This window comes from Maribacter sp., assembly GCF_016744255.1.
Taxonomy (GTDB): domain Bacteria; phylum Bacteroidota; class Bacteroidia; order Flavobacteriales; family Flavobacteriaceae; genus Maribacter_B.
Genome location: NZ_JADGES010000100.1, coordinates 1 through 12,150, shown reverse-complemented (window position 1 = coordinate 12,150; position 12,150 = coordinate 1). Strand labels below are relative to the sequence as shown.

Sequence of the window (12,150 nt, the reverse complement as noted above, 5' to 3'; positions counted from 1 at the left end):
ATTTGCAGTTTTCATAAAGGCAGCAAATAAAGCTAAAGCAGTTAAAGCTGCTGAGGCTATTGCAAAACCTTTACCTACAGCGGCTGTTGTATTTCCTACAGCATCTAATTTATCTGTTCGTTCACGTACTTCACTTGGTAATTCTGCCATTTCAGCAATACCACCTGCATTATCACAAATAGGACCATAAGCATCCACAGCCAACTGAATACCTGTATTTGCTAACATACCTACTGCAGCAATAGCAATACCATATAAACCTGCAAAATGATGCGAAACCATAATAGCCGCTGCTATTAAAAGAATAGGAATTGCTGTAGACATCATACCTACACCTAAACCTGCTATAATATTTGTTGCAGCTCCTGTTTCTGATTGTTTTACAATAGACATTACTGGTTTTTTCCCAGTTGCTGTATAATATTCTGTTATTTTACCAACACCTAAACCAGCAACTAAACCGGCAATTGTTGCCCAAAACACACCCATAGCTCCGAAAGGTAATTCGGCATGAGATTCAGGAATTAAAGCATTAATAATGAAATAAGAAGCTACAACCATTAACCCTGCGGAACCAAATTCGCCAATATTTAAAGCTGTTTGTGGGTTTCCACCATCTTTTACTTTCACAAAAAAGGTTCCCAATATGGACATTAAAATTCCGATTGCCGCCAATACCAAGGGCAAATACACCGCACCCAAACCATCGAAATTAGGAGTTATAATAAAAGCCCCTAATACCATTGTACCAATAATAGAACCTACGTACGACTCGAATAAATCGGCTCCCATTCCGGCTACATCACCCACATTATCACCTACATTATCTGCAATAGTTGCTGGGTTTAATGGATGATCCTCTGGAATACCAGCTTCAACTTTACCTACTAAATCGGCACCAACATCGGCAGCCTTTGTATAAATACCACCACCAACACGCGCAAATAACGCAATAGATGACGCTCCTAATGAAAAGCCAGAAAGGACATTTAATACCAATGTTAAATTATCTGCTCCAGGCCACATATTTTGATAAACCATAAACAAACCACTGAGCCCTAATACTCCTAGACCTACAACTCCTAACCCCATAACAGCACCACCTGCAAAAGCAACTTCTAATGCTTTCCCTAAAGATGTTCTAGCCGCTTGCGTTGTTCTAACATTGGCTTTAGTTGCTACTTTCATACCAATAAAACCTGCTAAAGCAGAACAGATAGCTCCTATAATAAAGGACACCGCCACCATTCCACTAGACCCTGCTTCTGCAGCGCCTTTAAAATATAATAAGATAGCTACTGCTACCACAAAAATTGCTAAAACTTTGTATTCGGCTTTTAAAAAGGACATGGCTCCTTCTGCTATATTTTTTGCAATACGTGCCATTTTTTCATCACCAACGTCTTGCTTAGAGACCCATGCATTTTTAATTCCGACAAAAATCAGGGCCAAAATCCCAAAGGCCCATAAATAATTTACAATTAATTCCATATTCTATTATCAGTTTGTTAGTTACATTGATAGTAAATGTATGAAATCGATAACTATAAAAAAAGCCGCTTTTAAAATTAAAAGCGGCTTTTTTTATGATTTTCAACTGTTTAGATTGTGAATGTACGTTTCTTTTTATGGTCACTTTTATCGTAACGTTGCACACATTCATGGTAAATTTTAATAGCCTCTTCAGCATTACCCCATCCGCCAGTATCAACTTTCTTTTTCTCAAGATCTTTATACACTTTAAAGAAATGTTCAATTTCTTTTAATCTATGTGGATTTAAATCGCTTATATCATTATTATTACTCCAAATTGGATCAGAAACAGGCACACAGATTATTTTTTCATCTGGTCCTTTTTCATCTGTCATATGGAAAACTCCAATTGGCCTTACCTCCATTACCACCATTGGGTATGTTGGTTGGTGCCCTAACACTAAAACATCTAAAGGATCACTATCCAATGCTAATGTTTCGGGTACAAAACCATAATCTCCAGGATACATCATGGAAGAAAAAAGCATTCTATCAAATCTAATTTTATTTAAGGTAAAATCATACTCATATTTATTTCTACTTCCTTTTGGAATTTCAATTAAAACATCAAAAGTTATATTTTTCTTTTCAGCCATTTTTTTAGTTATTTTTTTCATGTGCAAAGTTAACAAATGAACGTGAGCTCGTTAATGAAATTGTATTAATTGTAAATTATTTTTTTTAAAATTTGAATCCAAAAGAACCCGTAACACTAAATGGCCTTGCTTCTGGCGCATCTAAATAATTGCCTCTGAAATTAAAATCTATTCTAAATATTTTAAAAATATTACCTATTCCAAAAGAATATTCATAATATATTTTTTGTGATGGAGCCAATAGAGGTGTATTCACATTCGCAGGGGAATTAAGGGTTATATTCCCATCTGAAAGGTCTCCCCAAACACCACGCAAACCAACAATCTCTCTTAAATTCCACTTTCTAATTAATGGTATTCTAGAAAATAGTCTCCCATTAAAATTATGTTCTAAATGCAAGGCTGCATATGTATCTGTTATAAATTCGTAAAAATCTAAATTTGCAAAGGTTCCGTAATTTGAAAATAAGGTTTGATTCCCTGGAATAACATTTAGCAAACCTAATGGCACTTCTCCAAAAGTTTTTCCAACCTCAAGCGTACTATACAATCTCCCAAAACCGCCTATTTGCCATGGCTGACTATAAGAGAACTGCAGTTTACTATAGTTAAAATCACTATTCATAACTCCTTCTAAGCCTTTGGTGTAATTCAACAAAAGTGTGCTATAATTATCATTAATATCTCTTCTTTCTACTCCGTGACCTATTGTTCTCTTCCCTGGCGTATAAATTAGAATGGTATTAAAATCGAACTGCCTTACCTCTGAGGATATTCCGCCAGAGCTTTCTAGATTTACATAGTCTAAACTAAAATCATTAGGCAAAGCAGAGCTTAACGTTCTAAAAGTTCCACCAACGGAGACTCTAACATTAGTTAACGGTTCTGCTTCGACGCTTAGCGCACTTAGGTTAATATTGGTAAGTCTATTATTTGCTCCTACCGTAAGTAATGAAGAAGATGCTATGCTTCTACCTAAAACATCATTAGTTGCTGTTAAACTAACTCCTAGTTGCTCTATATCTCTTCTATTACCCCCAGAAACAATTAGCCTGCTTTTATTATCTAATAAAAATTTAGCCGATATTCCATGCTTCATCTTATGATCTTTAAAACCATATGCGGCATACCCTTCTATACGCCATGGATCATTAGGCCCATAATATGTTCTTGCTCCTAAACGAAGCCTAGGCCCTTCTGCATCATTAAACCCAAAAACATCGTACACAGAACCAATGTCCATATTCCATTTATCAATCTCTACATAACCAGACCCTAGAATACTAATTACATTGTAGTACGATTTAAATTTAGGAACGGTCTTTAAAGTATCTAACAGTTTGTATATACCGGACTCATCTTTATTTAAAGATTCTAATCTATTCTTCGCCCAAAAGGCATCATCTTTTACAACAACTTCGGGGTCGAAGGGATTGCCGTCGGTTTTATAGAAATCTTTTGACCTCTCTTTGTCGAACACATACCCGTCGTATACTGTTGTTCTTTTCCCGTAAACACCTTTGGATTTTTCTTTCTTTTTAAAACTAAAATCACTCAACATATAATCTCTTTTCAAAAGAAAAACGGAATCGTTTACTACATCAAAATCTTGTTCTATATAAATCTCTTTTACCCAATTTATATTAGCACTTTTAGTTACTTCTAAATTTATACTTTTAATAGCATAGGTAGAATCGTTAACCCAAAAATCCCCTTTAAAAGTAAGTTCGTTTTTACGCCTAGGATAATACACAATATTATAACACCATTTATTATCTATATAAGCACTATCTCTTAATGCATAATTATAGGTATCTACTCCCGTTCTAGAGAGTGGACTAGTAAAACTTTTGTCAAAAAACTTTAAGTAGTTATCGTATATGTCATAATCTTGATACAAATCTTTAACAAAGGCTATTATAGCTTGATTATTATCGAAGCCTGAGTTTTTATTCCCCAGAACTTCTTCTTTTTCCTGCTTGGTAGTATTATCCCCATACACCTTAGAAAAGGTCTCGTTTAAAAATATAGGCAAATAGGTTTTCCCTGTAATTCTTGATGTATCTAAATCTTGAAAAACAAATTCTAATCCTTTAAAAATTTTACGCTTCATTAAAGCGCTATCGATTGTATTTAAATCGAACTCGACTTTCTCATATTTATCAAAAGCATACTGCTTAAACTTACGAACTCCATTTTCTCTTTTCTTTGCCCATATTTTACGTAAAATATCGACCGCAGGGTTATTCTTTTTAGATTGTTTCCCTGCAATAAGAACAACTTCGTTTAATTGCTCCGTAGACTCTTCTAAAACCACCTTCATCTCATAAGTTACCTTACTAGATAAAGCAATAGTTTTGTTCTCATACCCTATAAAAGAAACGATTAGTGTTTTATAAGCATTTTCAGATTCCATATAAAACCTGCCATTATCATTGGTAATGGTACCTTCTGTAGAGTTTTTAAATAATACATTAGCAAATGCTACTGGCTCTCCCAAATCATCTATAACAACCCCTGATACTTTGGTTTGAGAATACCCAAATATTGCTGTAAAAAACAACAATAAAAAAACTATTTTTTTCATTTAATTTTATATTCTAATTACCTGTACAAACAAAAAGCATACCAATAAAAAAGCTTCACCGACTGATCAGTTGGCGAAGCTATAATACTTTTACAAAAAATAAGCGTTTATTTTATTTATATAACACTTTTTTAACGGCCACTACTACATCTTTATAGTTTGGCAACCACTCTTCTAATAATACTGGAGAGTAAGGTGCTGGGGTGTCTGCTGTATTTATCTTAACTATTGGTGCATCTAAATAATCAAATGCATGCGATTGAATATGATATGTAATTTCTGTAGCTACATTTCCAAAAGGCCAAGCTTCTTCTAAAATAACTAAACGATTTGTCTTCTTCACAGAATCTAACACCGTTTTGTAATCTAATGGCTTAACTGTACGTAAATCTATAATTTCACAACTAACGCCTTCTTTAGCTAGTTCATCCGCTGCTTTATCTGCTTCTTTAATAATTTTACCAAAAGAAACTATAGTAACATCTGAGCCTTCTCTGCGAATATCTGCAACTCCTAATGGAATAACAAACTCTCCTTCTGGCATTTCTCCTTTATCCCCATACATTTGCTCTGACTCCATAAATATTACAGGGTCATTATCTCTTATTGCTGCTTTTAACAAACCTTTAGCATCTTTAGGATTAGAAGGGACTACCACCTTTAAACCTGGACAGTTAGCAAACCAACTCTCAAAAGCCTGAGAGTGCGTAGCTCCTAATTGACCCGCTGACCCCGTAGGGCCCCTAAATACAATTGGGCAAGGAAATTGACCACCAGACATTTGTCTAATTTTAGCTGCATTATTTATAATCTGATCTATTCCTACCAAAGCAAAATTAAATGTCATAAATTCTATAATAGGCCTATTCCCTGTCATTGTAGAACCTACGCCTACTCCAGCAAAACCTAATTCAGAAATCGGGGTATCTATAACTCTCTTAGGACCAAACTCATCTAACATTCCTTTAGAAGCCTTATAAGCGCCATTATATTCAGCAACCTCTTCACCCATTAGATAAATGGACTCGTCTCTTCTCATTTCCTCGGACATAGCTTCAGCTATTGCTTCTCTAAATTGTAGTGTCTTCATATTTATAACAATAAAATTCCTTAATTAAATAACCTAAAGGCATGCAAAAATAGGAAATTATATATCAAAATAAGAACCATAATAATCAAAAAAAGTTATAAATTTACTATGCATGCATAGTAAATTTGAAAATTAATAACTATCTTAGCCTTATCATTTTTAAAAGCCGATTTATTAGATGAAAATATTAGTTTGTATAAGTAACGTACCAGACACTACATCCAAAATCAATTTCACGGATGGTGACACAAAATTCGACACCAATGGTGTGCAGTTTGTTATAAACCCAAATGATGAATTTGGACTTACAAGAGCCATGTGGTTTAAAGAGAAACAAGGAGCTACAGTACATGTAGTATCCGTTGGGGGGGCTACAATAGAACCAACCATTCGCAAAGCTCTTGCGATTGGAGCAGACGAAGCTATACGCATAAATGCAGAACCTTCCAATGGCTTTTTTGTTGCCGAACAGTTAGCAGAAGTTGTCAAAAAAGGAGAATACAATCTTGTAATAGCAGGTAGAGAATCTATAGATTATAACGGAGGAATGGTTCCTGGTATTCTAGCTTCTTTATTAGATATGAATTTTGTAAACACTTGCATAAACCTTGAAGTAGAAGGAGAAAAAGCTACTGCTCAAAGAGAAATCGATGGTGGAAAAGAAACCATCTCTACATCGTTACCATTAATTATTGGCGGTCAAAAAGGTTTGGTACAAGAAGCCGATTTAAAGATTCCTAATATGAGAGGAATTATGATGGCAAGACAAAAAAAATTAACCGTTCTAGAACCTATAGATGCTTTAAGCGCAACTACAGATACTAAATTTGAAAAACCAGCGGCTAAAGGTGCTGTTAAAATGGTAGACGCTAGTAATGTGGATGAGCTGATTAACCTTCTTCACAACGAGGCTAAAGTAATTTAATATAAATTCTAAGTTCCATTTTTGGGACTCGAAAATTCAAAAAAAATGTCAGTTTTAGTATATACAGAATCAGAAAACGGGAAATTCAAAAAAAATGCTCTTGAAGCGGCCTCCTATGCAGCTGAAGTTGCCAAACAATTAGGAACCACTGTAACAGCCATATCTATAAACGCTACTGAGAATGACTCTTTAGGTGCATATGGTGTCTCCAAGGTGCTTCAAATAAACAATGACAGCTTACAAAGTTTTAACGCCAAGGCTTATGCTAAGGCTATTATTCAAGGAGCTAAAGCAGAAGAAGCGCAAGTTATTATAACGAGCTCTAGTACGGATGCAAAATACCTAGCCCCATTAGTTAGCGCAACTTTAAAAGCCGGATACGCCCCTAATGTTGTTGCTGCACCAAAAAGCACAAACCCTTTCATTGTAAAAAGAACCACTTTTAGTAATAAAAGCTTTGCTTTAACAGAAATAAAAACAGATATAAAAGTTATCGGCGTTTCTAACAATTCTTACGGTATTGTTGAAAACAAAACTACCATTAGCGTAGAAGACTTCTCTGTCTCTTTAAATGATTCAGATTTTTCTACAAAATCTATTGAAGTAGATAAAGTAATAGGAAAAGCTACAATTGCAGATGCAGATATTGTTGTATCTGGAGGTAGAGGGCTAAAAGGACCTGAAAATTGGGGAATGATAGAAGATCTTGCCGATATTTTAGGAGCTGCTACTGCATGCTCCAAACCAGTTTCTGACCTTGGTTGGAGACCACATGGCGAACATGTCGGACAAACAGGAAAACCAGTAGCAAGTAATTTATACATAGCCATTGGTATTTCAGGAGCCATACAACATCTTGCAGGAGTAAGCGCATCTAAAACCAAAGTAGTTATAAATACAGACCCTGAGGCTCCATTTTTTAAAGCTGCAGACTATGGTATTGTAGGAGATGCTTTTGAAGTTGTTCCACAACTCATCGAAAAATTAAAAGAATTTAAAGCGCAAAACACTTAATTTTTGTTAATTTGTGCCCTTAAAGGGCTGTTTAAATATTCGGCTTGCCCATCTATTTAAACAGTCTTTTTCTTTTTTACAATTATTTATGAGCTTAGTAAGATTAAAAATAAAAGGGATTTCCTATAGCCAAACACAAAATGGCGCATACGCCCTTATTTTAAATGAAGTGGATGGCGATCGTAAACTGCCTATTGTAATTGGCGCTTTTGAAGCACAATCTATTGCAATAGCACTGGAAAAGGAAATAAAACCTCCTAGACCCTTAACACACGACTTATTTAAAAATTTCTCGGATCGCTTTGAAATCATTATAAAGCAAGTAATCATTCACAAACTAGTGGATGGCGTTTTCTATTCTAGCATTATTTGCGAAAGAGATGGTATAGAAGAAATAATCGACGCTAGAACAAGTGATGCGATTGCATTAGCTTTACGTTTTAGCGCCCCTATATTTACTTACAAAACTATTCTAGATAAGGCTGGCATTTTCTTAAAATTCTCTTCTAAAGACAAAGATAAAGAAGAGGAAAATGACGAAAGCATAATGGTTGATGAAATTTTACAAGAAGGCGGAGAACCTGTAGAAATAGAATCCGGAGCTACAGATGGCTACACAGAATTAACTACCGACGAACTTCACAAAGAATTGAACAAAGCAGTAGCCAATGAAGACTACGAAAAAGCTGCTAAATTAAGGGATGAAATATCCAAACGTAATTGATTTTAAAAAGATTTACATGAAAATTTGGGGCTGGGTAGTATTTGTTTTTTTCTTATTTTCTTTTTCTTCTTTTTCGCAAGATCTTGGCATTCAAGATAGCCTACCCTCTTTAACACAAACTACAATTATTAATGACGCAACCCCACCTACTATCCAAGTAGTGCCAAACGCAGGTTTTTCTATTCATAGTCTATGGAGAGGCATTTTAGGCATGCTGGTTTTACTATTTATATCCTATTTATTTAGTGCCAACAGAAAAGCCATAAACTGGAAAACGGTTGGAATAGGTTTGTGTATACAACTTATTATTGCTATTGGAGTCTTAAAAGTAAGGTGGGTTGAAAAAGTTTTTGATACTATCGGTAAAGTCTTTGTAGAAATATTAGAGTACACTACTAAGGGTAGTGAATTTATATTCAAGGGACTTGTTTCAGATATGGATACCTTTGGATTCATCTTTGCATTCCAGGTACTCCCAACTATTATATTTTTCTCTGCATTAACCTCTGTTTTATTCTACTTAGGAATTATACAAAAAGTAGTAAAGGGCTTAGCTTGGCTATTATCTAAATCTTTGGGTATCTCAGGTGCCGAAAGTCTAAGCGTTGCTGGGAATATTTTCTTAGGACAAACAGAAGCCCCATTATTAATTAAAGCTTACTTGGAGAAAATGACCAAGTCAGAAATATTACTCGTAATGATTGGCGGAATGGCTACCGTTGCTGGAGCAGTACTAGCAGCTTACATAGGGTTTCTAGGAGGAGATGACCAAATATTACGTTTACAATTTGCAAAACATTTGTTAGCAGCTTCCGTAATGGCAGCACCTGGCGCAATAGTTGTTTCTAAAATACTTTACCCCCAGACCGAAGAAGTAAATACCGACGTACAAGTATCTACAGAAAAAATAGGAGCTAACATATTAGATGCTATTGCCAATGGAACAACAGAAGGATTAAAATTAGCTGTAAATGTTGGCGCTATGCTTTTAGTCTTTGTTGCTTTTATTGCGATGATTAATGGAATCTTAGAACTTACTGGTGATATAAGTGGTTTAAACGATTGGGTAGCCAACAATTCAAGTTACGAAAGGTTCTCTTTAGAAGCCATTCTTGGAACCATATTCGCCCCTTTAATGTGGCTAATTGGCGTAGCTAACGAAGACATTATGCTCATGGGACAGCTATTAGGAATTAAATTAGCAGCCAGTGAATTTGTAGGATACATACAATTAGCGGAGCTTAAAGACATGGCAAATGCAACGCATTTTACATATAATAAATCTATTATAATGGCGACATATATGCTATGCGGTTTTGCAAATTTCGCATCTATAGGCATACAAATTGGTGGTATTGGATCATTAGCCCCAGGGCAAAGAAAAACACTTTCTGAATTTGGTCTAAAAGCTGTTTTAGGAGGCTCCTTAGCCTCTTTATTATCCGCCACCATTGCAGGGATGATTTTAGGGTAATACGCAATTACCTCTCTCTTTTTGTGGTTAATAATTATTGAATAATAATTATTTTTCATCACTAAACACCCTAAATTGTTTTCCTATTTTTACCAATATTAAGTTAACCAACTATGAAGCAATATCACGATTTACTAAAACACGTATTAGAAACAGGAAACCAAAAAGGAGACCGTACTGGCACGGGAACCCTAAGTGTTTTTGGACATCAAATGCGATTTGATTTAAGTAAAGGCTTCCCTATGGTTACGACTAAAAAATTACATTTAAAATCTATCGTTTACGAACTTTTATGGTTTTTAAAAGGGGATACCAACATAAAATACCTGCAAGAAAACGGAGTTAGAATCTGGAACGAATGGGCCGATGAAAATGGCGAATTAGGCCCCGTTTACGGACACCAGTGGAGAAACTGGAATAGCGATGAAATAGACCAAATAAAAGAAGTAATACACTCCTTAAAGACAAATCCTAACAGTAGAAGAATGCTAGTATCTGCCTGGAACCCTAGTGTGCTACCTGATACATCTAAATCTTTTTCTGAAAATGTTGCTAATGGAAAAGCCGCCCTACCTCCATGTCATGCATTTTTTCAATTTTACGTAGCCGATGGCAAACTTTCTTGCCAACTATACCAACGTAGTGCAGACATTTTTCTAGGCGTTCCTTTTAACATAGCATCTTATGCCCTATTTACCATGATGATGGCGCAAGTTTGTGGTTACGAAGCCGGTGAATTCATTCACACTTTTGGAGATGCCCACATCTACAACAACCACATGGAGCAAGTGGAATTGCAACTTAGTCGTGAATGTAAGCCTTTACCAAAAATGACCCTAAACCCTAATGTTAAAGATATTTTTGATTTTAATTTTGAAGATTTTACGTTGAGCGATTATAACCCCCACCCACATATTAAAGGTATTGTAGCCATTTAAAATAGCTGCCAAAAACAATAAAATTAGACTACTAACTTTTAGTAGTCTACAAACACGATTAAGAATAAAATTGAGGGAAAAATCATCACTAAATATAGGTTTTAGCAACTATATTTAGTTGTTGTAAATAATTTAAAAAAACACAAATGAATGACCGAAATACCCATTGAACAAATACCTTTTAAAGAAATAGCATTATTAATTTTAGGTACTCTAAGTACATTTCTAGTTTGGCGCGTTCAGCATCAAAAAGATAAAATTAGAAATGTAGAAAGTCAGTTGTCGGACAAAAAATATCAAATGTATTCGGAATTGATTTACATTCTTTTTGACATTACAAATGGAGAAAAGGTTGGAAAAAAAGTATCGCAAAGGGACTTGTTAAAACGGATTTTAGCAATCAAACGTGATATGTTCATTTATGCGCCTGATGAAATTTTTAAGAAATTTACAAAATGGACATTGGAAATTAATAAGGTTGAAAATTCAATGTCACAGTTTAAAACATATTTTGAATTAATGAAACTTGTCCGAAAAGATATGGGACAAAAAAACACAAAGTTGGATTTAGATGATTTTATGCTGTTCTATATGCAGAGTGAAGAAGAATACCAAGTGCTGAAAGAACAAAATGGGTGGTAAAAACTACTTACAACAATGACTATCGCAAATAGGGCATAAAGTACTAAATTTAAAGGTTTGGCTTGTAACTAAACTGAAAGTAATCGCTTATTTTCTGCCCAACTTGCCATATATTTAACGTTATCGGTAATAATCAACCAAACAGAACTTTAGAATAAAATTGGATATGAAAAAAAATCTATTTTTTACTTTTATAATAATTGGTGTTAGCTGCTCAAATTCGAAAAAAGAAAAATCAACTTTTCCTTCTAGCAAAGTCACAATTTCTAAGGAAATAAATTCGCAACCGGAAAAGTTACAATCGAAAATAGCAAATTCGAATTTCGAAATAGCATTCAACAGGTCTAAAGCATCCACCTATACAATTGTAGATTCTGAATATGGAAATAGTAGTACTATTGTGCAAAACTCATATGATTATACTACTAAGCAATTAGAAATAATGCCCAACATGAAAAGGCTAGAAAATGCTTTAATGAGAAAATAAAATTTCACATTGCGCAAAATTTTAGGTATCCAGAAGAGGCACTAAAGATGGAATATCAAGGAAAAATTTCTACCATGTTTAAGATAAACGAAGATGGTAGTATCGGTAACATAAAAACCAAAGGGCGTTACAAAATATTA

Annotated in this window: 12 protein-coding genes; 8 read left to right on the top strand and 4 right to left on the bottom strand. The window is 34.6% G+C overall.

Annotation, left to right across the window (positions count from 1 at the left end):
* From QZZ51_RS13965 to QZZ51_RS13950, 4 genes are all read right to left on the bottom strand, one after another.
* The coding region (locus tag QZZ51_RS13965; RefSeq protein ID WP_291870721.1) for a sodium-translocating pyrophosphatase at positions 1 to 1,491 on the bottom strand (1,491 nt) is incomplete at its 3' end.
* 110 nt (positions 1,492 to 1,601) lie between these two features.
* Positions 1,602 to 2,129, bottom strand: a complete 528-nt coding sequence (locus tag QZZ51_RS13960; RefSeq protein WP_291870719.1) for an inorganic diphosphatase — start codon at positions 2,127 to 2,129, stop codon at positions 1,602 to 1,604.
* A gap of 85 nt (positions 2,130 to 2,214) precedes the next feature.
* Positions 2,215 to 4,716 carry a DUF5686 family protein gene (locus tag QZZ51_RS13955; RefSeq protein ID WP_291870718.1) on the bottom strand — a complete coding sequence of 834 codons (2,502 nt, stop codon included), beginning with the start codon at positions 4,714 to 4,716 and terminating at the stop codon, positions 2,215 to 2,217.
* Positions 4,717 to 4,828: 112 nt separating this feature from the next.
* Entirely contained in the window at positions 4,829 to 5,806 is a 978-nt protein-coding gene (locus QZZ51_RS13950; RefSeq protein ID WP_291870716.1) for a pyruvate dehydrogenase complex E1 component subunit beta, read from the bottom strand.
* Positions 5,807 to 5,984: 178 nt separating this feature from the next.
* On the opposite strand from QZZ51_RS13950, the gene QZZ51_RS13945 reads away from it, so the two are divergent.
* The 8 genes from QZZ51_RS13945 to QZZ51_RS16665 form a co-directional block, all read left to right on the top strand.
* Complete coding sequence (locus QZZ51_RS13945; RefSeq protein ID WP_291870714.1) at positions 5,985 to 6,731, top strand: electron transfer flavoprotein subunit beta/FixA family protein; 747 nt, start codon at positions 5,985 to 5,987, stop codon at positions 6,729 to 6,731.
* 45 nt (positions 6,732 to 6,776) lie between these two features.
* Complete coding sequence (locus QZZ51_RS13940) at positions 6,777 to 7,745, top strand: electron transfer flavoprotein subunit alpha/FixB family protein (protein WP_291870712.1); 969 nt, start codon at positions 6,777 to 6,779, stop codon at positions 7,743 to 7,745.
* Positions 7,746 to 7,833: 88 nt separating this feature from the next.
* Entirely contained in the window at positions 7,834 to 8,469 is a 636-nt protein-coding gene (locus QZZ51_RS13935; protein ID WP_291870710.1) for a bifunctional nuclease family protein, read from the top strand.
* A 16-nt stretch (positions 8,470 to 8,485) separates the two neighbouring features.
* Complete coding sequence (locus QZZ51_RS13930; protein ID WP_291870708.1) at positions 8,486 to 9,943, top strand: nucleoside transporter C-terminal domain-containing protein; 1,458 nt, start codon at positions 8,486 to 8,488, stop codon at positions 9,941 to 9,943.
* A 113-nt stretch (positions 9,944 to 10,056) separates the two neighbouring features.
* Complete coding sequence (locus QZZ51_RS13925) at positions 10,057 to 10,881, top strand: thymidylate synthase (RefSeq protein WP_291870706.1); 825 nt, start codon at positions 10,057 to 10,059, stop codon at positions 10,879 to 10,881.
* Positions 10,882 to 11,031: 150 nt separating this feature from the next.
* Positions 11,032 to 11,523, top strand: a complete 492-nt coding sequence (locus tag QZZ51_RS13920; protein ID WP_291870704.1) for a hypothetical protein — start codon at positions 11,032 to 11,034, stop codon at positions 11,521 to 11,523.
* A gap of 166 nt (positions 11,524 to 11,689) precedes the next feature.
* Positions 11,690 to 12,010, top strand: a complete 321-nt coding sequence (locus QZZ51_RS13915) for a hypothetical protein (RefSeq protein WP_291870702.1) — start codon at positions 11,690 to 11,692, stop codon at positions 12,008 to 12,010.
* A partial coding sequence (locus QZZ51_RS16665) for an energy transducer TonB (RefSeq protein ID WP_366511981.1) occupies positions 11,956 to 12,150 on the top strand: 195 nt, incomplete at its 3' end. The genes QZZ51_RS13915 and QZZ51_RS16665, both read left to right, overlap by 55 nt.

Bases quoted from the DNA above. Each gene is read 5' to 3' on its own strand.
- QZZ51_RS13960 (WP_291870719.1), bottom strand. From the start codon at position 2,129: ATGGCTGAAAAGAAAAATATAACTTTTGATGTTTTAATTGAAATTCCA.
- QZZ51_RS13955 (WP_291870718.1), bottom strand. From the start codon at position 4,716: ATGAAAAAAATAGTTTTTTTATTGTTGTTTTTTACAGCAATATTTGGG.
- QZZ51_RS13950 (WP_291870716.1), bottom strand. From the start codon at position 5,806: ATGAAGACACTACAATTTAGAGAAGCAATAGCTGAAGCTATGTCCGAG.
- QZZ51_RS13945 (WP_291870714.1), top strand. From the start codon at position 5,985: ATGAAAATATTAGTTTGTATAAGTAACGTACCAGACACTACATCCAAA.
- QZZ51_RS13940 (WP_291870712.1), top strand. From the start codon at position 6,777: ATGTCAGTTTTAGTATATACAGAATCAGAAAACGGGAAATTCAAAAAA.
- QZZ51_RS13935 (WP_291870710.1), top strand. From the start codon at position 7,834: ATGAGCTTAGTAAGATTAAAAATAAAAGGGATTTCCTATAGCCAAACA.
- QZZ51_RS13930 (WP_291870708.1), top strand. From the start codon at position 8,486: ATGAAAATTTGGGGCTGGGTAGTATTTGTTTTTTTCTTATTTTCTTTT.
- QZZ51_RS13925 (WP_291870706.1), top strand. From the start codon at position 10,057: ATGAAGCAATATCACGATTTACTAAAACACGTATTAGAAACAGGAAAC.
- QZZ51_RS13920 (WP_291870704.1), top strand. From the start codon at position 11,032: ATGACCGAAATACCCATTGAACAAATACCTTTTAAAGAAATAGCATTA.
- QZZ51_RS13915 (WP_291870702.1), top strand. From the start codon at position 11,690: ATGAAAAAAAATCTATTTTTTACTTTTATAATAATTGGTGTTAGCTGC.